Here is a 19,488-nt window from a genome sequence, read left to right as displayed (position 1 = left end):
GGAATATCGCCGTGCCTATTTGGTAACGGTGACGTAACAAGCCTTTACTGATGATTCCGTCCGGTGATTGACTCCGGTCATCCAACTGTAAGCGCTTCCACCCTCTCTCGCCGCCGAGTGTAAGCGCTTCCACTTCCCGGCAGATCGGACGACGGGTGTCAAACAGCGACGAAGGTCAGGGCGCGACCATCTACGAGGTCGCGCAGCGGGCGGGCGTCTCCATCGCCACCGTCTCCCGGGCGCTGCGCAACACCGGCCCCGTCGCGGCCGGAACGCGCGAGAAGGTGCTGAGGGCGGTCGAGGAGCTCAGCTTCACCCCGAGCCGCCTCGGCGTCTCCCTGGCCCAGGGCCGCCACGCGGCCAACGGGATCGTCTTCCCCGACCTGTCCGGCCCCTACTTCGCCGAGGTCCTCCTCGGGTACGAGGAGGTGGCCGCCGAGCTCGGCCGCTCAGTGCTCATCCTGTCCACCCGCGGGCGGGCCGCGGTGCAGGACCTGGTCAGGGACCTCGTCGGCCGGGTGGACGGCATGGTGATCTTCGGCAGGACCGTCGAGGACGCCCTGGTGGACGAGATCGTCAGGAGCAGGACCCCGCTGGTCCTGCTCGCGCGCGATCCCGTCGAACGGGCGGACGCGGTCTCCAGCGAGAACACCGCCTCGGCCGAGGCGCTCGCCACCCACCTGCTCGGTCACGGCTACACCACCTTCGCCCTGGCCGGGGACGACGACCGGGGCGACGTCACCCAGCGCTGGACAGGGGTCAGACGGGTCCTGTCCGGCCACGGGATCCGGCCTCCGGCGCCGTTGCCCTGCGAGCTCACCGTGGAGGGCGGGTACGCGGCGGGGCGTGCGCTGCTCGGCGGGAAACCCGATGACGGACGCCGTCCCGAGGCGGTGATCTGCGCCGACGACCAGGTGGCCCTGGGCGTCATCCTGGCGGCCGAGGAGCTCGGCCTCGACGTGCCCGGCGACGTGGCGATCACCGGCTGGGACGACATCATGGCCGCCCGCCACGCCAGGCCCGCCCTCACCACGGTGCGCCAGCCCATGCGCCTGCTCGGCGCCCGCGCCGCCCGCGCGCTGGACGAGCTCATCAAGGGCACCCGCACCGTCCCGAACTCCGAGATTCTCCCCACTCAGCTGATCGTCCGATCCAGCTGCGGGCCTCACCCCCTGGAGGAAAAGTGAAGAAGTACGCCGTCGGGATCCTCGCGCTGGGGCTGGTGCTCGCCGGATGCGGCCGGAGCACCGGAGGGGCCGCCGAGCAGGCGAGGGACGTCGACACCGGCAAGGCCGCCGGCGAGGTCACGGTCTGGGCGATCGGGGCCGAGGGGGAGGCGCTGGGCGCCTTCGCCAAGGACTTCGAGACGGCCAACCCCGGCATCACGATCAAGGTGACCGCGCTCGGCTGGGACGTCGCCCACGACAAGATCACCGCGGCCATCGCGGGGAACGCCACCCCCGACGTCACCATGCTGGGCAGCACCTGGATGGGCGAGATGGCCAAGACCGGCGCTCTCGACCCCACCCCGGCCAACCTGATCGACAAGTCGGCGTTCTTCCCCGGCGCGTGGGGCACGGTCGAGGTGGAGGGGACCGCGTACGGCGTGCCCTGGTACGTCGAGACCCGCGCCCTGTACTACCGCAAGGACCTCGCCGAGAAGGCGTCGGTGAAGCCGCCCGCCACCTGGGAGGAGACCACCGCCTTCGTGAAGGCCCTCAAGGAGAGGGGCGGCGCCTCGCTCGGCGTCGAGCAGAACTTCCGGCAGGGCTCCTGGCAGGAGGTGCTGCCGCTGGTGTGGCAGGCGGGGGGCGAGATCATCGCGGACGGGAAGTGGACGCTGGACACCCCCGAGATGGTCAAGGCGCTCAAGCAGTACGGCTCGTTCTTCGAGAGCGGGCTCGCCAGCACCGACCAGCCGACCGGCGCCTTCCCGCAGACGTTCGTCAAGGGGAAGGTCGGCGCCTTCTACTCCGGGCCGTGGATGATCGCGGGCCTGGAGAAGGACGGCGGCGAGGGCTTCGGCGACAAGTTCGCCGTCGCGCCCTACCCGAAGGGGAGCGCCGGAGGCCCCAGCCTGGTCGGCGGCAGCGACATGGTGGTCTTCAAGGAGGCGAAGAACCGCGAGGCCGCCTGGAAGTTCCTGCGCTGGCTCGTCGACCCCAAGGTCCAGGCCACCTGGTACACCAAGGTCAACGCGCTGCCCAGCGTCGAGGCCGCCTGGCAGGACCCGGCGCTCACCGCCGACGAGCGCGTCACCGTCTTCGGCGAGCAGCTCAAGAACGCCAAGGCCGTCCCCGCCGTCCCGACCTGGGAGCAGGTGGCCAAGGTGATGGAGACCGAGGTCGAGAAGATGGCCCTGGGCAAGCAGACGGCCGAGGAGACGGCCAAGCGCGTCCAGGAGCAGGCCGAGACCATCGGGACCGGGGTCTGACCATGGTGGTCAGCGAGCGGGTGGGCTCGCGCGAGCCCACCGGACCGGCTCCCGTCAGGGAGCGGCGATCCGGGGGAGGGTTCCGCCGTACCGGCCTGGCCTGGATCTTCGTGACGCCCTTCGTGGTGATGTTCGCGGTCTTCTGGGCGGGGCCGCTCCTCGTCGAGCTCGGCATGAGCTTCACCGACATGCGCAGCACCGACGTGCGCGACCCCCTCGGGGTGAACCTCGTCGGGCTCGACAACTACCTGCGGCTGTTCGACGACGAGCTCATGCGCAAGGCCGCGGTCAACACGCTGATCTTCGTAGTGACCGCGCTCCCGCTCACCATCGCCCTCGGCCTGGGCGCGGCCGTGGCGCTGAACTCCGGGATCGCCCGGCTGCCCGCCGCGTTCTTCCGGCTCGGCTACTACCTGCCGTACGTCACCAGCATCATCGGCGTCGCGGTGGCCTGGAGGTTCCTGCTCGAACCCGACGCGGGACTGGTCAACCAGGTGCTCGCGGCGGTGGGCGTGGACGGCCCCCGCTGGCTCGCCGACGAGAACCTGGCGCTTCCTGTGATCATCGTCATGACCGCCTGGCGGAGCTTCGGCTTCGACATGGTCGTCCTGCTGGCCGCCCTGCAGGGCATCCCCAGGGAGCTGTACGAGGCGGCGGAGGTCGACGGCGCCGGACGCTGGGAGCGGTTCCGCTCCGTCACGCTGCCGATGCTCCGCCCGGCGCTGCTGTTCTGCACCGTCTACAGCTCCATCGGGTTCGCCCAGTTCATGGAGGAACCGCTGGTGATGACCCAGGGAGGCCCGGCGGGAGCGACCACCTCGGCGTCGCTCGCCATCTACAACCAGTTCGGCTCCGGCAACTACGGCTACGCCGCCGCCGCGGCGAGCGTCCTGTTCACCGTGATCGTGGCCCTCGCGGTCCTGCAGTTCCGGGTCGGGAGGTCCAGATGAGGCCCGTTCAGGGCGGGGAGGCCCCCGCGAAACCGACCCCGGGCCGGGAGGCCGGCGTGAAACCGGCGCCGGGGCGGAAGCCCACCGCGAGACCCGCTCCGGGCCGCGAGGCCCTCGTGAAACGCCGCTTCTCCACGTACGCGCTGCTCAGCGTCGGGCTCGTGCTCGTCGTGCTCCCGTTCGCCTGGACGCTGCTCACCTCGTTCAAGCCGGAGACCGAGATCAGGCGGACACCGCCGGACCTGCTGCCGGTGCAGTGGACGCTCGGCAACTACGGCGAGCTGCTGGAGAAGATGAACATCACGCAGGTGTTCGTCAACAGCGCGGTGGTGGCCCTCGCCACCGTCGCGGGCAACCTGCTGTTCTGCTCGATGGTCGGGTACGCCTTCGCCAAGCTCGCCTTCCGCGGCAAGAACGTGCTCTTCGCGCTGGTCCTCACGCAGATGGCGCTGCCCGCCATCGTGGTGATGATCCCGCAGTTCGTGCTCATCGCGAAGCTCGGCCTGGTCAACACCTTCCTCGGGATCATCCTGCCCGGCCTGGTCACCCCGCTGGGCATCTTCCTGATGCGCCAGTTCATCGCGGACATCCCCGACGAGCTGATCCACGCCGCGCGGGTCGACGGCGCCAGGGAGTTCCGGATCTTCTTGAGGATCGTCATGCCGCTCTGCAAGCCCGCGCTCGCCACGCTCGGCCTGATCACGTTCCTCGGCTCGTGGAACAACTTCCTGTGGCCCGCGGTGGTCGCCCAGAGCGAGGACAAGTACACGCTGCCCGTCGCGCTGGCGATCTTCAACGGCTACCAGGGAACCCAGTACGGCCTGCTCATCGCCGGGGCGGTGGTCGTCGTGCTGCCGGTCCTGGTCCTCTTCGTCTTCCTGCAGCGCTTCTTCACCCAGGGAATCGCCTCCACCGGACTCAAGTAACCCCCCACGTAAGGAGCACCCGTGCGTCGTCGTCACGTGGCCGCCCTGGCGGCCTGCCTCGCCCTGATCACGGCCGCCCCCTCTCCCGCCTCGGCCGCCCCTACCCCCGCACCCCCCGCACCCCCCGCACCCCCAGCCCCTTCCGGTTCCCCCTCCGCGTCTCCCCTCGTCTCCCCCGATGTCCCCTTGACAGCGGGGCGGCAGCGGGAGCTGCTGCGCCGCTACGCCGCGGACACCTGGAAGTCCATGGCCGCGATGGCCGACCCGGCGACCGGGCTGCCCTCCGACAAGATCGACGGCTCGCTCGACCCCGCCACCCGCGCCAAGGTGACCTCGCCGACCAACATCGCCACCTACCTGTGGAGTACGGTGGCCGCCCGCGACACCCGCCTCATCTCCAGGGGTGAGGCCCTGCGCCGCGTGACCAGGACGCTCGCCTCGACGGCGAAGCTGGAGCGGCACGCCCCGACCGGCCAGTTCTACAACTGGTACGACCCGCGCACGCTCCAGATCGTCCGCACCTGGCCGGAGGACGGCTCAGCCGTCCAGCCGTTCCTGTCCAGCGTCGACAACGGCTGGCTCGCCGCCGCCCTCATGATGCTCAGAAGCGCCGTGCCCGAGGTCTCCGAGCAGGCCGGGGCGCTGGCGAGGAGCATGGACTTCGAGTCCTACTACGACCCGCAGGCACGCCCCGACGCGGGCACCGGCCTGCTGCGCGGCGGGTTCTGGCCGGACAAGCCCACCGGCTGCTCGGTCGAGAGCGACTACAACGGCTCGGGGACCACGGTCCACTCCACCTGCCACCACTACGGCGCGCTCACCGAGGCCAGGATCGCCAGCTACGTCGGCATCGTCCTCGGCCAGCTCCCGCCCGAGCACTACTACGGCATGTGGCGGACCTTCCCCGACACCTGCGACTGGTCGTGGGCCGAGCAGAAGCCGGTCGGCGCCTGGCGCACGTACATGGGCGTCAACGTCTTCGAGGGCACCTACGGCTACCGCGGCATGCGCCTGGTGCCCACCTGGGGCGGCAGCATGTTCGAGGAGCTGATGGTGACCCAGCTCGTGCCGGAGGACGTCTGGGGCGCCAGGAGCTGGGGCCGCAACCAGCCGGTCTACATCGCCGCCCAGATCGAGCACGGGATGAACGAGGCGAAGTACGGCTACTGGGGCTTCTCCCCGTCCAACGACCCCGCCGGGGGCTACCGCGAGTACGGCGTGGACGCGATCGGCATGGACACCCCCGGTTACACCTCCGACCAGGAGCGCACCTCCGTCGACTACGGCTTCGAGGGATGCCGCGAGGGAGCTCCGGAACCGGCGTCGTACGGGGACGGCGTGGTCACCCCGCACGCGTCGTTCCTCGCGCTGCGCCACGCGCCCGACGCGGCTCTCGCCAACCTCGCCAGGCTCAGGGCGAACTTCGACGCCTACGGGCCCGGCGGTTTCTACGACGCGGTCGCCGTGCGCAGCGGCAAGGTCGCCAAGCAGTATCTCGCCCTCGACCAGGGAATGATCATGATCGCGCTCGGCAACGCGCTCGCGGACGACAGCCTGCGCCGCCACTTCGCCACCCGCGACGTCACGGCCAGGCTCGCCCCCGTGCTGCGCCTGGAGGAATGGGCCGTCGTGCCTCCCAAGTGAGCCGTGGCCCAACGCGCACATCCACCCATCGACCATCGGGGAGACATCAATGAGCACGGCCGACGCCGCACACCGGGACTGGCAGGCCCGCATCTACCGGCCGTCGGGGGAGGTGGCCGCGGCCGGAGGGGTCGAGGTCGCCGCCCCCCGCGGCCTGCGCGCCGACAGCGGAGGCGGGCACGTCACGCTGACCTGGGAACCGGTGGCCGGGGCCATCGGCTACCTCGTCCACCGCGCGCCCGCCGAGGACGGGCCGTACACCCCGACCGAGCAGCGTGACGTCGACGTGCCGGCCGTGCCGGATCCGCGCTACGTCGACACGCGCGGGGAACCCGCCTGGTACCGGGTCGCCGCCGTCACCACCATGGAGCGGACCGGCCCCCTCACCGAGGCGGTGTTCGCCGCGCCGCTCGAAGAGCCGGGCGCGACGGTCCTGCGGGTCGACGCCTCGGTGAGCACGCGGCCGCTGCCCAGGCCGTGGAAGTACATGATCGGCTCCGAGCACCTGTCGTACATGCTGTCCGCCGACACCGTGGGCGGGCGCCCGATCGGTCCCGAGCTGACCGAGGCGCTGCGGACGATGCGGGACGAGCTGGGCGTCGAGACCGTGCGCGCCCACGCGATCCTCTGCGACGACCTCGGCGTCTACCGGGAGGAGGACGGCAAGCCCGTGCACGACTTCAGCCGGGTGGACGAGGTCTACGACACGATCACCGCGTTCGGCATGCGGCCGATCGTGGAACTGTCGTTCATGCCGCGCGACCTCGCCTCCGACCCGTCGAAGACGGTCTTCGGCTACGAGGCGATCATCTCGCCGCCCAGGGACTACGACCGGTGGGGCGACCTGGTCCGCGACCTCACCCGGCACCTCGTCGACCGGTACGGCCTGCGCGAGGTGGTCGACAACTGGGCCTTCGAGGTGTGGAACGAGGCCAACCTGGAGGTCTTCTGGAGCGGTACGCCACAGGAGTTCTTCCGCCTGTACGACGTGTCGGCGGCGGCGGTCAAGGACGTCCACCCGGACATCCGCGTCGGCGGCCCGTCGTCGGCGGCCAACGGCTGGGTCCAGGAACTCATCGACCACGTGGACGCCTCGGGCGCGGCGCTCGACTTCGTCTCCACCCACACCTACGGCAACGCCCCGCTCGACTGGCGGCCCGCCCTGGAACGGCACGGCCGCGCGGGCACGCCGATCTGGTGGACGGAGTGGGGACCGACCCCCACCCACTTCCACGGCATCGGCGACGGGCCGTTCGGGGCGGCGTTCCTGCTGCACGGGATGCGGTCGGCGGCCGGGCGGGTGGACGCGCTGGCCCACTGGGTGGCCTCGGACCACTTCGAGGAGCTGGGCCGCCCGCCCGCGCTCTTCCACGGCGGGTTCGGCCTGCTCACGGTCGGCAACCTGCGCAAGCCCCGCTACCTCGCGCTCACCCTGGCCGACCGGCTGGGCGAGGACGAGCTCGCCTGCTCGGCCGGCGGCGACGTCGCGGGAGTCGAGGCGTGGGCGGCGCGCTCGGCCACCGGCGCCGTCGGGGTGCTGGTGTGGAACGGCACCCTCGACCAGGACCGGGCCGACGGCGCGGAGATCCTGTCGCGCGAGATCGCCCTCACCGTCGAGGGCCTGGCCGCGGGGGACTACGCGGTCAGCCACCACCGGATCGACGAGCGGCACTCCAACATCCGGGCGGTCTGGGCGGAGGTCGGCGGGGGTGCCGACTGGCCCGAGGGCGAGCAGTGGGAACGGCTCCGCGCCGCGAACGGCCTGGACGAGCTGGAACCCGCCCGTACCCTCCACGCGCCGGACGGGATCCTGCGGCTGGAGTTCTCCCTGCCCATGCCCGCCGTCTCCTACCTGGAGCTCACCCCGGCGTGACGGGGACGCGCGTCCCCCCGAGCCCTCGGAGGGGTCGCCGATACGGCCGTCGATACGGCCGCCGGTGCGGGAGCGCGCGCGGGAGGCGCGCGCCCCGCTTCACCGGGTTCGGAGGGGCGCGTACCGGGGCGGGGGCCGGTCGATCTCACTTCCGGCGGGATTGCCTGGTCGTTTTCGGGAACCGCGGGCACGCGGGAGGGCAACAACGGGTGTCCTGACCGAGAGCCGAGAGGCCGGATATGAGCGAAACGAGCCGGACCCGGACGGGGGCGGGCGGCATCCTCCCCGTCGATGAGGCGGAGGACCGGGACACCTCCCCCACCGGCGGGGCGGGGGACCGCGACCTCTCTCCCGCCGGTTCCCCCGTCGATGGGACGGAGGCCGACGACGCCTCCCTCGTCGTGCGGTCGCGGCGGGAGCCGGAGGCGTTCGCCGCGGTCTTCCACCGGCACGCGCCGGAGATCAAGCGCTACGTCACCCGGCGGCTGGGCGCCGACGCGGCCGAGGACGTCGTGGCGGACACCTTCCTCGCGGCGTTCCGCGGCAGGGAGGGCTACGACCCGGCGCAGCCCAGCGCGCGCCCGTGGCTGTACGGCATCGCGACCAACCTGATCAGGCGGCACAAGCGCGTCGAGGTGCGGCGGCTGCGCGTTCTCGAACGGACCGGCGTCGACCCGGTGACCGCACCGTTCACCGAGCGCAGCGACGAGCGGCTGAGCGCCGGTGCCGCGCGAAGGAGGCTGGCCGCCGCCCTGGCGAGGCTGCCCGCGGGCCACCGGGACGTGCTGCTGCTGGTGACGTGGGGCGGTCTCACCTACCCGGAGGCCGCCCAGGCGATGGACATCCCGGTGGGCACGGTCCGCTCGCGCGTCAACCGGGCCAGGAGCAAGGTGCGCGAGGAACTCGGCGGGGTCGACCCCACGTCCGTCAACGAGGAGACCTTCCATGGATGAGATGACCCAGGTGAACCGGCTGCGCTCGGAGGTGCCCCGGCCGGACCCGGCGGAACTGCGCGCCGAGGAGCGGCGGCTGCTGTCGGAGATCGCCGCCCTCGGCGCGACACCGGCCGGCCCCGGGGCCCGCCGTCCGGCCGGCCTCCGGAGGAACCTCCGGCTGAGCCTGAGAACGAGCCTGGGAACGAGCCTGGTGCTGGGGGCCGGGGCCGCGGTGGTCGTGGGACTCGGGTTCGTCGAGACCGGCCCGGCCTCCCGGCCGGAGACGACCGTCCGGGTGGCGCCCGTGGCCATGTCGGCGGTCCTCCAGCGGGCCGCCGACACCGCGGGCGAGCGGGACGAGCTGGACCCGAAGCCCGGCCAGTTCCTCGCCTACGAGATGCAGAGCATGTTCCCGGTCAAGCTGAGGGAGGGCGGAAAGGAGGTCCGCTTCTTCGACCGCGTGCTGTTCAAGGTGTGGTTGCCGGTCGAGGGCTCCCCCATGGAAGAGGGGGTCACGTCGAGCAGGCATCTGGAGCCGGAGCCGTTCCCCGGGGAGCCGCTGCCCGCCGAGGCCGAACGGCGGGAGGGCGGCGGCGCGCCGCCGTCGAGGTTCACCGGCCACGACATCCGTGCCGAGCACCAGCGCACCGACTACGCCTACCTGAGCCGGTTGCCCACCGATCCCGCGGGGATGCGCGAGCACCTCTACCGGGGTCTGGCCCAGGACCCCCTGGCCGACTACAAGGCGTGGGGGAACGTCGGCTCGATGATCACGCAGGCGTACATGCCGTCCGCCCAGCGGGCCGCGCTGTTCCGGGCGGCCGGTACGATCCCCGGCGTCGAGACCGTCGACCGGGCCGAGGACGCGGCCGGGCGCGAGGGGGTCGCGGTGGCCATGGCCAACAAGCTCGGCGGGGTGCGGCACGAGTACATCTTCGACTCCACCACCCACCTGTACCTGGGCGAGCGCGTCGTCGCGACGGACGCCGCCAGGGCGGGGGCGCCGGAGGGCACCCTGCTGACCTCGACGGCGCAACTGAAGGTCGAGGTGACCGACAGCGCGCCCGAGGTGGCCGGCCCCGCGTCCGGCGGCGCCGACCCCGCGACCGGCACACAAGGAGCACGCGACTAGCACGAACCGTGCGATGGTGACGCACGGATCGAGTGGTATTAATCCACACTCTTATCAACAGTTCAAGGGCTGGCGAATTCATCATTCTCTGTCACCATTGCCCCATGTACGCCTTCCGTTTTGTTCGCGCCGCAGTGTTCGCGGTCGTGTGCGTGACGGCGTCACTGGCCATGCACGTGCTGGCCGGAGGCAGCCCGGTGGGACCGGGTGTGCTGGTCTGGGCGGTGCTGCCGACCGCGGCGGGCGCGTTCGCGCTCGCCCGGCGGCGGCGTGGTTTCGGCATGCTGCTGGGGGCGAGCTTCGCCGCGCAGTACGGCATGCACCTGTGGTTCACCTCCGGCGCGGTACCACCGTCGACCGGGCACGAGCACGGCGCCGGTGACCTGTCCACCGGCCTGTTCATGCTGCTGGTGCACGCCGTGACGGCGGTGCTGTCGGCACACTGGCTGGAGCGGGGGGAGTGCGGCCTGGCCACACTCCTGTTCCTGCTCTTCGCCCCGGTCCTCACCCTGCTGCGGTGGCGCGCGCCCGTCACCTGCCTCGTCGCGCTCCCCGCCGCGCCCGGCGACCGGGTGCCACCGGTCACCCGGCTGCTCGCCGCCGCCGTCTCGCGCCGCGGGCCGCCCGCGGCCTCGTACGCCGTCTGACATCGGGCCGTCGCGCCCGGACGCCGTCGCGCCCTCGCCGGGCCCGCGTCTCCGGGCGCCGTACCCCTCCCGACCGCGGGTCGTAGCGCCGTCGCGCCGTCGCGCCCTTCCCGGTCGGTGAGCCCGAGTGCCGCCACACCGGCGCCCGCCGGCGCCTACCGGTTCCCGGTGGTACCCGGCGGCACCAGCCAACGCCAACGGGCCGCGAGCCCGGCTCCCGCCATGCCTCCGGCCGGTGAGAGCCGGAATCCCGCCTGCCCTGCCGCGACGCCGAATCGAACCTCACACCGCGGTGCCGCGTACCCGACGGTGCGCGCGTTCCCTGCGAACGGAGAACCCTTCCCCATGACGTCCGACGTCGAGATCCAGCCCGGGACCGGGCCGTCCGGCCCCTCGCCGGTCCCCGTGCCCCCCGTGTCCCCGGTGCCCTCCACCTGGGCGACGCTGCGCTCGCTCCTGCTCCGCCTGCACTTCTACGCCGGGATCCTCGTCGCGCCCTTCCTGCTGGTGGCGGCGACGACCGGCCTGCTGTACGCCGCCTCCTTCCAGCTGGAGAAGGTGGTCCACTCCCACGAGCTGACGGTCCCCGTACCGGCCGGGCAGCAGAAGCTGCCCCTGGCGCGGCAGGTCGCGGCCGCGACCGCCGCGCATCCCGGGGGAACGGTCGGAGCCGTATGGACCTACGACGAGCCTGACGCGACGACCCGGGTGCTGTTCAACGACCCCGGCCTCGCGGAGAGCGTCCGCACGGCGGTCTTCGTCGACCCGTACACCGCCCAGGTCCGCGGGTCGCTGGAGAGCTACGGCGGCTCGGGAGCCCTGCCCGTGCGAACCTGGATCTCCCAGCTCCACCGCCACCTGCACCTGGGCGAGCCGGGACGCATCTACAGCGAGACGGCCGCCAGCTGGCTGTGGCTGGTCGGGCTCGGCGGCCTGGTGCTGTGGCTGACCCGCCGCCGCCGTGCCGGTCAGCGGCTGCGCCGCCTCGTCGCCCCCGAGCGCGGCGCCCGCGGCCGGCGCAAGACCCTCTCCTGGCACGGCTCGGTCGGCCTGTGGGCGCTGGTCGGCCTGCTCGCCCTGTCGGCCACCGGCCTGACCTGGTCGAAGTACGCGGGAGCCAACGTCGACGTGATCCAGAGGGCGATCGGCTGGGACACCCCGTCGATGCCCGTCTCCGGCGGCCACGGTGACCACGGCGGCCACGCCGGAGGGGACGCGGGCGCCGCCCCGGCCGCCGACCCCGACCAGGTCGTCCAGGCGGCGGCGGGCAAGGGCCTGTCCGGACCCCTGGAGATCGTCTGGCCGGCCGAGTCCGGCGACCCGTACGTCGTCAAGGAGACGGACCGCCTCTGGCCGCAGCGCAACGACCAGGTGGCGGTCGACGCCGCAAGCGGCCAGGCGGTCGCGGAGCTGCGCTTCGACGACTTCCCCATCGGGGCCAAGCTGACCCGGTGGGGCATCGACGGGCACATGGGAGTGCTGTTCGGCCTGGTCAACCAGATCCTGCTGGCCGCGCTGGCCGTGGCGCTGATCTCGGTCATCGTGTGGGGCTACCGCATGTGGTGGCTGCGCCGCCCGACCCGCGGCTTCGGCGTCCCCTACGAGCGCGGCGGCCTGCGGCGGCTGCCCCTCGCCGTAGTCCTTCCCCTGGCGGCCGTGGCGGTCGCGGTGGGCGTGTTCCTCCCGCTGCTGGGCATCTCGCTGCTCGCCTTCCTCGTGGTCGACGTCGTCCTGGCCAGGGTCGCGGCGTCGCGCGCGGGGAAGCCGGAAACCGGCGAGCCCGGCGAGGCCGGCACGTTGAACGAGCCCGGCGAGCCCGGCGAGCCCGGCGGGTCGGATGAGCCCGGCGAGCCGAGCAAGCCCGAGGCCGGGGTCTCCGGCTGAGACTCGCCGGCGGCGGCCGAGGACCCTCCAGGACCGGACCGGCCGGGGACGAGTGACCCCGGCCGGACCGGCCGGGACGGCGGGGTGCGGCGTGGGCGCACGCCGCACCCCCGCCCCGTCCCGGCCTCTCCGCTCAGTCGGGGTGGTGCTGGTGCTGCAGGTAGGCGGCGGTCTCGGGGTTCGCCGGGAAGTACGCCTCGATGGCCAGCTCGGCGACGGTGATGTCCAGCGGGGTGCCGAAGGTGGCCATGGTGCTGAAGAAGGCCAGCTCCCGGTAGCCGCGGCGGAGCCGCAGGGGGATCACGATGTCGCCGGGCCCCGGCCGGTCTATCTCCGGCTCGGGCTGGTCGCAGGGGTAGTCGTCGAGCTCCTGCCAGAGCGCCGCCAGCTCGGGGTCGGCGGTGAGGCTCATCTGGCGGCGGAGCCGGTGCAGTAGGTGGGCCCGCCACTCGCCCAGGTTGATGATCCGTTGCGCCATGCCCTTGGGGTGCAGGCTCAGCCGCAGCACGTTGACCGGGGGGACCAGCAGCTCCGGCGCGACCCCGCGCAGCAGCAACCCGGTCGCGGCGTTGCGGTCGACGAGGTTCCAGCGCTGGTCGACGACGACCGCCGGGTACGGTTCGTGCCCGCTCAGCACCTGCCCCAGCGCCTCCCGTACCGACGCCATGTGCGGTGAACTGAGCGGCGTCTCCGCGTAGAGCGGCGCGAACCCGCCGGACAGCAGCAGGTGGTTGCGCTCGCGCAGCGGGAGCTCCAGCTCCTCCGCGAGGTGCAGGATCATGTCCCTGCTCGGTTTGGACCGCCCCGTCTCCACGAAGCTCAGGTGCCGGGTGGAGATGTCGGCCTGGATCGCGAGGTCCATCTGGCTCATCCGCCGTCGTTCCCGCCACTGGCGCAGAAGCTCGCCTACCGGCCGGGACGCGCTGGTGGTGGTCACCTACGCCACGATAATCGGTGACGTTTGGCGAAACCATTACCACCCACGTAACGCGCGCCATGATGTCGGAGCTGAAGTGGCGCTTGCGTTTCCCAGGAAATCCGAATCGCTGGCCGCCGCGATCCATGTTGGCTAGAATTATGTACATGACTGTTCTTCCTCTCGCGGACGCGCGAAACCGGCTCTCCGGCATCGTCGAGTCCGCGGTCACCACCCATGAGCGATTCGAGATCACTCGTAACGGCCTGCCCGCCGCTGTGCTGCTGGCCGCCGACGACTACGAGACGATGCGCGAGATGATCGAGATTCTCGCTTCGACGGAAACGGTGGCGGCCATTCGCGAAGGGCTCGCCGACCTGGAGTCGGGACGCGTCTCCTCCCTTGAGGAGGTGGAGGCCGAGCTCCGCCGGACCGGTCGTCTGTGAGCAGGCGGTATGAACTCAGCCTCACCCGCCGTGCCAGGCAGGATCTCGCCGAGCGGCTGCCGGCGAAGGTCGTTCCGGCGGTGTGGGAGTTCATCACCGGCCCGCTCCTGGACAACCCTCACCGGGTGGGCAAGCCGCTCGACGAGCCTCTCGCCCCGCAGTGGTCAGCGCGCCGGGGCGACTACCGGGTGCTCTATCTGATCGACGACGACACGATCGTGGTCCAAGTGATCACCATCCAGCATCGATCGGACGCCTACCGGTCGCGGTGAGGGGCGATCCTGGTCAGCGGTGGCGGACCTTGGTGGCGAGGCGGTTGAGGATGCGGTCCCACTCGGTGCCGAAGGGGTTGTCCTGGACGAGGTAGGTCCAGGTGGCCGTGGGGCGCTTGAGGCCCGCGCCCTCCAGGTCGAGGCCCTCCTCGGTGACGGAGGCGGTCTCGAAGGTCTCGACCGAGCGTGACTCGATCTCGGCCAGCAGGCGCTGGTAGGCCGGGACGGCGTCCTTGTGGAACTCGTCGATCGGGTTGAGCCGGCCGAGGACCCGCAGGTGGATGCCCTCCCGCAGCTCCGCCAGGTACGCCAGGTGGTCGGCCCAGCCGCGGTCGAGGTGGAACAGCACGATCTGGCGGGCCGCCTCGTGCAGCACGTCCTCGCCGACGCTCTCCGCCAGCTCCGCCCACCGCTCGGGGGCCGCCGCGGCCAGCGCCTCGCCGGCCACCCTGTCGCGCAGGACCCGGTCGCGGCGCTCCAGCAGCTGGCCGCGCTGGCGCTCCAGCAGCCGGGTGTAGCGCCAGGTGTTGCGGTGGATCTCCATGTTGACGCCCTCGGCGACCCGCTGGGCGTGGCCCACGAGGGAGTGCTCGGGCACGCCCTTGGCGTACTCGTCGGCGACGTAGTGGGTGATCAGCTCGTCCTCGCCGCTGACGAGGAAGACCGAGCCGCCGGGGTCGCCCTGGCGGCCCGCGCGCCCGCGGAGCTGGTCGTCCAGGCGGCTGCTGGTGTGCCGGCCCGAGCCGATGACGTACAGGCCGCCGAGCTCGTCGACGCCCTCGCCGAGGCGGATGTCGGTGCCGCGCCCGGCCATCTGGGTGGAGACCGTGAGCGCGCCGCGCTCCCCGGCCCGGGAGATGATGGCCGCCTCCTCGGCGTCGTTCTTGGCGTTGAGGACCACGCACTCCAGCCCGCGCCCGCTCAGGGTGAGCGCCAGGCGCTCGGACTCGGCCACGTCCAGGGTGCCGATCAGGATCGGCCGGCCGGTGGCGTGCACCTCGACGATCTCCTCGACCAGCGCGAGGTCCTTCTCCATGCGGTACTCGAAAAGGCGGTCGGGCTCGTCGATCCGCACGTTCGGCCGGTTGGGCCGAATCACGGCGACCTTGAGGTCGTAGAACTCCCGCAGCTGGTCGCCGACCGCCACCGCGGTGCCGGTCATGCCGCACTTCTCCGGGTAACGGGTGATCAGCGCCTGGACGGTGATCGAGTCGAGGATCTCGCCGGTCTCCGACGGCGAGAGCGCCTCCTTGGCCTCCACCGCCGCCTGCAGCCCGTCCGGCCAGCGCTGCAGCAGCGCCACCCGGCCCCGGGAGGGGTTGATCAGGTGCACCTTGCCGTCGCGGACGATGTAGTCGACGTCCTTGGTGAGCAGGGCGTGCGCGTGCAGCGCGAGGTTGACGTCCGTCAGGGTGGCCGGGGTGTCGTAGAGGTCGAGGCCGAGCGCCTGCTCGACGGTGTCGATGCCCTTGCTCGTCAGGTGGACGTTGCGCGCCTGGTCGTCGAGCTCGTAGTGGTAGCCCTTGACCAGCTGCCTGACCAGCGCCGCCATCTCCGGGACCGCGTCGCCGGGGTCGGCGGCGCCGGCCAGCACCAGCGGCACCCGGGCCTCGTCGACCAGCACGGAGTCGGCCTCGTCGATCAGCGCCACGGCCGGCGCGGGCACGATCAGGTCGTCCACGCTGGTGCTCAGCCGGTCGCGCAGCACGTCGAAGCCGATCTCGCTGACCGAGCCGTACGTCACGTCCGCCGCGTAGGCCGCCCGGCGCTCGCCGGGCGTGGAGTTCTGCCCGATCCAGCCGCAGGAGACGCCGAGCGCGGCGTAGAGCGGGCCCATCCACTCGGCGTCACGCTGGGCCAGGTAGTCGTTGACCGAGATGACGTGGACGCGCTTGCCCTGCAGGGCGTATCCGGCGGCGGCCATCGCGCCGGACAGGGTCTTGCCCTCGCCGGTGGCCATCTCCGCGACGTTTCCCGACAGCATCGCCAGCATGCCGACCAGCTGCACGTCGTACGGCCGCAGGTCGAGCGCGCGGCGCGCGGCCTCGCGCATGATCGCGCAGAACTCCGGAAGGTCGTCGGCCGACGGCGTGGGCAGCTCGTCGAGCGCGCGGATCCGCTCCTCGCGGGTCCCGGCCTCCGCGACGACCTTCTCGAACTTCGAGAGGTCGATGGTGCCGGGGCGTTCGAGGAACCGCCTGAAGAGCTGGGTAATCGAGGCCACGTTCCCTCCAACGCCCGTCCCCGGGCTCGCGTTCCGTCTCTCCGCACATTGTGGTGCAAAGATCGGCCGTTCAGGATCGGGGTGCTCCCGCCAGATTTCCGGAGCACCGGTGACTTGTCACGCCATAGCGGGATAAGTCGGAGGCGATTTTAGCCAACAAGCCGTGGACATCCAGGATGATCACCACAAAGCTTGGAACATGGCCTTCTCCGATTACCAGTACGAGATATACCTCAACGGCCTGGTCGGGACCCCGCCCGCGTACTCAACGTCCGTCACCGAGCTGGAGCGGGTCGCGCGCGAGCGGCTCGACCCGGGACCGTACTGGTACGTCGCCGGTTCCGCGGGGACCGGCGCGACCGAGCGCGCCAACCGCGAGGCGTTCGACCGCCGGAGGATCGTGCCCAGGATGCTGCGCGACGTCCCGGTCAGGGACCTCGCCGTCGAGCTGTTCGGCAGGACCTATCCCGCGCCGCTCGCCCTCGCCCCGATCGGGGTGCAGTCGATCGTGCACCCGGACGGCGAGATGGCCACCGCGAGGGCCGCCGCCTCGCTCGGCATTCCCACGGTGCTGAGCACCGCCGCGTCCCACACGCTGGAGGAGGTGGCCGAGGCCGACGGCCCCCGGTGGTACCAGCTCTACTGGCCGCACGACGACGAGGTCACGCTCAGCCTGCTCGACCGGGCCGCCAAGAACGGCTACGACACCCTGGTCGTCACCCTCGACACCTGGACCCTGGCCTGGCGCCCGCACGACCTCGACCACGCCTACCTGCCGTTCCTGCGCGGGACCGGCCTGGCGATCCCGCTGTCGGACCCGGTGTTCCGCGCCAGGCTGGCCCGCCCGGTCGAGGAGGACCTCGACGCGGCGATCATGCAGTGGGTGCCGATGTTCAACGGCCGCCCCCACACGTGGGACCAGCTGGCCCTGCTCCGCGACAACTGGGACGGGCCGATCGTCCTCAAGGGCGTCCAGCACGTGGACGACGCCCTGCGCGCCGCGGACGCGGGCATGGACGGCGTGGTCGTCTCCAACCACGGGGGCCGCCAGATCGACGGCGCCACGGCCTCGCTCGACGCGCTCCCCGCGATCGCGGCGGCCGTGGGCGACCGGATGACCGTGCTGTTCGACTCGGGCGTCCGCACCGGCTCCGACATCGTCAAGGCCCTCGCCCTCGGCGCGCGGGCCGTGCTCCTCGGCAGGCCGTACGTCTGGGGCCTGGCCGCGGGCGGTGAGGAGGGCGTGCGCCACGTGGTGCGCAGCCTGCTCGCCGAGCTCGATCTCACCCTCGGCCTGGCGGGCCACAGCCGCCCCGCCGATCTCGACCCTTCCGTCCTGGAGGCACCGTGAGCCTGTCCGACCTGCAGCCCGTTCCCAGCGACCAGCTCATCTTCCGGCTCCCGCAGAAGTTCGAGAGCGTGGAGGAGGAGCGCCGCCACCGCCGGGAACGCCTGGTCGCGGCGCTGCGGCTGTTCGGCGGGTTCGGCTTCGAGGAGGGGGTGGCCGGGCACATCACCGTCCGCGACCCCGAGCACACCGACCACTTCTGGGTGAACCCGTTCGGCATGTCGTTCAAGCACATCAAGGTCGGCGACCTGATCCTCGTCAACCACGAGGGCCAGGTGGTCGACGGCCGCCACCACGTCAACCAGGCCGCGTTCGCGATCCACTCGATGGTCCACCAGGCCAGGCCGGACGTGGTCGCCGCCGCGCACAGCCACTCGGTGTACGGCAAGGCGCTGTCGTCGCTCGGCACGCTCCTGGAACCGCTCACCCAGGACGCCTGCGCCTTCTACGAGGACCATGCCCTGTTCGACGACTACACCGGCGTCGTCCTGGAGACCGAGGAGGGCCGCCGCATCGCCCAGGCCCTCGGCTCCCACAAGGCGGTGATCCTGCGCAACCACGGGCTGCTGACGGTGGGCGACAGCGTGGACGCCGCCGCCTGGTGGTTCATCACGATGGAGCGTTCGTGCCAGGCCCAGCTCCTGGCCAAGGCCGCGGGGCCCACCGTCCAGATCACCCACGAGAACGCCAAGCTCACCCACGGCCAGATCGGCAACGACACGGTCGGCTGGATCAACTTCCAGCCCCTGTACGACCAGATCGTCGCCACCGAACCCGACCTGTTCGGCTGACGCCCCGCGCGGGCCCCGTACGGTTTCCCGTACGGGGCCCGCGCCCCGGTCACACCGGGACGGGCGCCTGTCCTCTCTCCTTCAGGGCGAGCAGGGCGACCGCGCCGAGCAGCAGGACGCTCCCGCACGCCGTCGCCGGGGTGAGCCGTTCGCCGAGCAGCAGGATCCCCAGGATCGCCGCGCCGACCGGCTCCACCAGGGAGATCACGGCGGCCGTCGTGGCGCGTACCGCGGCGAGGCCGGTGAAGAAGAGCCCGTAGGCCAGGGCCGTCGGCACCGTACCGAGATAGGCGACGACCGCCCAGGAGGCGAGCGGGTCACCGGAGGGCAGCAGCCCCTGGGCCCACGCGACGGGGAGCAGGCAGATCCCGCCGACGACGAAGCCGCCCGTCGCGGTGGCGTACGGCTCACCGGTGGAGGCCCGGTTGAGCAGGGTCACACCCGCGTACCCGGCCGCCGACAGCAGGGCCCACCCGATACCGGCCGCCGAGAAGGCCGCCCACCCGTCGCCGAGCGTCAGCACGGCCAGGCCGGTCAGGGCGATCGTGACCGCGCCCAGCCCGGTGGCGCCCAGGCGCTCGCCCAGCAGCAGCCGCCCGCCCGCGGCCACCAGGACGGGGGTGGCGCCTATCGTGACCACGGTGGCCACGGCCAGGCCCGATTCGGCGATCGCCGCGAAGTAGGCCGTCTGGTAGACGGCCATCGCCACGCCGGTGACCAGGACCCGCCCGAGCACCGGACTCCGCCAGGCGAGGCGGGCCGGCCGGAGGACGGCGAGCGGTCCGGCGGGCCGGGGCCCGCCGGGGGCCGGGTCCCATCCGGTGGGACGGGTCCGCCGAGCGATGGTGAGTGGTCCGGCGGGCCGGGGCCCGCCGAGGCCGAACAGGAGCCTGGCCAGCAGGAGCACGGCGGCTCCGGCGGCGAACCGCCAGAAGGAGACGGCGACGGGGCCGAGCCCGCCCGTCTGGTGGAGCAGCGCCGGCGGCGCCGCCGGTGCCCCAGGCGGTCGCCGCGATGGACACGTACAGCAGGCCCCGCCGTACGGAGACATGCGTCATGGAGATCT

The 19,488-nt window shown here is 72.1% G+C and carries 17 protein-coding genes; 14 read left to right on the top strand and 3 right to left on the bottom strand.

Annotated elements, in window-relative coordinates:
* Nucleotides 1-155 precede the first annotated feature (155 nt).
* The 10 genes from ACTOQ3_RS01665 (at nt 156) to ACTOQ3_RS01620 (ending at nt 12,425) form a co-directional block, all read left to right on the top strand.
* Nucleotides 156-1,187 carry a LacI family DNA-binding transcriptional regulator gene (locus ACTOQ3_RS01665; RefSeq protein WP_440081571.1) on the top strand — a complete coding sequence of 344 codons (1,032 nt, stop codon included), beginning with the start codon at nt 156-158 and terminating at the stop codon, nt 1,185-1,187.
* Nucleotides 1,184-2,434 carry a sugar ABC transporter substrate-binding protein gene (locus ACTOQ3_RS01660; protein ID WP_440081570.1) on the top strand — a complete coding sequence of 417 codons (1,251 nt, stop codon included), beginning with the start codon at nt 1,184-1,186 and terminating at the stop codon, nt 2,432-2,434. The genes ACTOQ3_RS01665 and ACTOQ3_RS01660 overlap by 4 nt, the downstream gene beginning before the upstream one ends.
* 2 nt (nt 2,435-2,436) lie before the next feature.
* A complete protein-coding gene (locus ACTOQ3_RS01655) occupies nt 2,437-3,384 on the top strand; it encodes a carbohydrate ABC transporter permease (RefSeq protein ID WP_440081568.1) in 948 nt (315 codons plus the stop codon).
* A gap of 56 nt (nt 3,385-3,440) precedes the next feature.
* Nucleotides 3,441-4,310 (top strand): carbohydrate ABC transporter permease, encoded by an 870-nt coding sequence (locus ACTOQ3_RS01650; RefSeq protein ID WP_440081567.1) that lies wholly within the window; start codon nt 3,441-3,443, stop codon nt 4,308-4,310.
* A gap of 21 nt (nt 4,311-4,331) precedes the next feature.
* Complete coding sequence (locus tag ACTOQ3_RS01645; protein WP_440081566.1) at nt 4,332-5,954, top strand: glucoamylase family protein; 1,623 nt, start codon at nt 4,332-4,334, stop codon at nt 5,952-5,954.
* Nucleotides 5,955-6,003: 49 nt separating this feature from the next.
* Entirely contained in the window at nt 6,004-7,827 is a 1,824-nt protein-coding gene (locus ACTOQ3_RS01640) for a GH39 family glycosyl hydrolase (RefSeq protein WP_440081565.1), read from the top strand.
* A gap of 239 nt (nt 7,828-8,066) precedes the next feature.
* On the top strand, nt 8,067-8,780 hold the full coding sequence (locus ACTOQ3_RS01635; protein ID WP_440081564.1) for an RNA polymerase sigma factor: 714 nt from the start codon (nt 8,067-8,069) through the stop codon (nt 8,778-8,780).
* The gene (locus ACTOQ3_RS01630; RefSeq protein WP_440081563.1) at nt 8,773-9,894 is read left to right on the top strand and encodes a CU044_5270 family protein; all 1,122 of its coding nucleotides are present in this window, start codon (nt 8,773-8,775) and stop codon (nt 9,892-9,894) included. Before ACTOQ3_RS01635 ends, ACTOQ3_RS01630 begins: the two co-directional genes overlap by 8 nt.
* 104 nt (nt 9,895-9,998) lie before the next feature.
* On the top strand, nt 9,999-10,541 hold the full coding sequence (locus tag ACTOQ3_RS01625; protein ID WP_440081561.1) for a hypothetical protein: 543 nt from the start codon (nt 9,999-10,001) through the stop codon (nt 10,539-10,541).
* 345 nt (nt 10,542-10,886) lie between these two features.
* Entirely contained in the window at nt 10,887-12,425 is a 1,539-nt protein-coding gene (locus tag ACTOQ3_RS01620; RefSeq protein WP_440081560.1) for a PepSY-associated TM helix domain-containing protein, read from the top strand.
* Nucleotides 12,426-12,558: 133 nt separating this feature from the next.
* Here ACTOQ3_RS01620 and ACTOQ3_RS01615 read toward each other — a convergent pair whose 3' ends face one another.
* On the bottom strand, nt 12,559-13,362 hold the full coding sequence (locus ACTOQ3_RS01615; protein WP_440065630.1) for a helix-turn-helix domain-containing protein: 804 nt from the start codon (nt 13,360-13,362) through the stop codon (nt 12,559-12,561).
* A gap of 146 nt (nt 13,363-13,508) precedes the next feature.
* On the opposite strand from ACTOQ3_RS01615, the gene ACTOQ3_RS01610 reads away from it, so the two are divergent.
* Together ACTOQ3_RS01610 and ACTOQ3_RS01605 are read left to right on the top strand one after the other, a co-directional pair.
* On the top strand, nt 13,509-13,787 hold the full coding sequence (locus tag ACTOQ3_RS01610) for a type II toxin-antitoxin system Phd/YefM family antitoxin (RefSeq protein ID WP_362837472.1): 279 nt from the start codon (nt 13,509-13,511) through the stop codon (nt 13,785-13,787).
* The gene (locus ACTOQ3_RS01605; RefSeq protein ID WP_440081559.1) at nt 13,784-14,059 is read left to right on the top strand and encodes a type II toxin-antitoxin system RelE family toxin; all 276 of its coding nucleotides are present in this window, start codon (nt 13,784-13,786) and stop codon (nt 14,057-14,059) included. Before ACTOQ3_RS01610 ends, ACTOQ3_RS01605 begins: the two co-directional genes overlap by 4 nt.
* A gap of 13 nt (nt 14,060-14,072) precedes the next feature.
* On the opposite strand, the gene secA2 is transcribed toward ACTOQ3_RS01605, so the two are convergent.
* Nucleotides 14,073-16,274 (bottom strand): accessory Sec system translocase SecA2, encoded by a 2,202-nt coding sequence (gene secA2, locus ACTOQ3_RS01600; protein ID WP_440081760.1) that lies wholly within the window; start codon nt 16,272-16,274, stop codon nt 14,073-14,075.
* 208 nt (nt 16,275-16,482) lie between these two features.
* Here secA2 and ACTOQ3_RS01595 point away from each other — a divergent pair, with 208 nt between their 5' ends.
* Together ACTOQ3_RS01595 and ACTOQ3_RS01590 are read left to right on the top strand one after the other, a co-directional pair.
* On the top strand, nt 16,483-17,634 hold the full coding sequence (locus tag ACTOQ3_RS01595) for a lactate 2-monooxygenase (protein WP_440081558.1): 1,152 nt from the start codon (nt 16,483-16,485) through the stop codon (nt 17,632-17,634).
* On the top strand, nt 17,631-18,422 hold the full coding sequence (locus ACTOQ3_RS01590; RefSeq protein ID WP_440081557.1) for a class II aldolase/adducin family protein: 792 nt from the start codon (nt 17,631-17,633) through the stop codon (nt 18,420-18,422). Before ACTOQ3_RS01595 ends, ACTOQ3_RS01590 begins: the two co-directional genes overlap by 4 nt.
* Before the next feature lie 49 nt (nt 18,423-18,471).
* Here ACTOQ3_RS01590 and ACTOQ3_RS01585 read toward each other — a convergent pair whose 3' ends face one another.
* Complete coding sequence (locus ACTOQ3_RS01585; protein ID WP_440081555.1) at nt 18,472-19,473, bottom strand: EamA family transporter; 1,002 nt, start codon at nt 19,471-19,473, stop codon at nt 18,472-18,474.
* Nucleotides 19,474-19,488: the final 15 nt, after the last annotated feature.

Origin of the sequence: Streptosporangium sp. LJ11, from assembly GCF_051918945.1 — a bacterium.
GTDB lineage: Bacteria > Actinomycetota > Actinomycetes > Streptosporangiales > Streptosporangiaceae > Streptosporangium.
The sequence above is the reverse complement of the archived record's forward strand: the minus strand, read 5'-3'. Positions and strand labels throughout refer to the sequence as shown.

Excerpts from the sequence above, each read along its gene's own strand:
- ACTOQ3_RS01655 (WP_440081568.1), top strand. The coding sequence starts at position 2,437 with ATGGTGGTCAGCGAGCGGGTGGGCTCGCGCGAGCCCACCGGACCGGCT.
- ACTOQ3_RS01640 (WP_440081565.1), top strand. The coding sequence starts at position 6,004 with ATGAGCACGGCCGACGCCGCACACCGGGACTGGCAGGCCCGCATCTAC.
- ACTOQ3_RS01635 (WP_440081564.1), top strand. The coding sequence starts at position 8,067 with ATGAGCGAAACGAGCCGGACCCGGACGGGGGCGGGCGGCATCCTCCCC.
- ACTOQ3_RS01630 (WP_440081563.1), top strand. The coding sequence starts at position 8,773 with ATGGATGAGATGACCCAGGTGAACCGGCTGCGCTCGGAGGTGCCCCGG.
- ACTOQ3_RS01625 (WP_440081561.1), top strand. The coding sequence starts at position 9,999 with ATGTACGCCTTCCGTTTTGTTCGCGCCGCAGTGTTCGCGGTCGTGTGC.
- ACTOQ3_RS01620 (WP_440081560.1), top strand. The coding sequence starts at position 10,887 with ATGACGTCCGACGTCGAGATCCAGCCCGGGACCGGGCCGTCCGGCCCC.
- ACTOQ3_RS01610 (WP_362837472.1), top strand. The coding sequence starts at position 13,509 with ATGACTGTTCTTCCTCTCGCGGACGCGCGAAACCGGCTCTCCGGCATC.
- ACTOQ3_RS01595 (WP_440081558.1), top strand. The coding sequence starts at position 16,483 with ATGGCCTTCTCCGATTACCAGTACGAGATATACCTCAACGGCCTGGTC.
- ACTOQ3_RS01585 (WP_440081555.1), bottom strand. The coding sequence starts at position 19,473 with ATGTCTCCGTACGGCGGGGCCTGCTGTACGTGTCCATCGCGGCGACCG.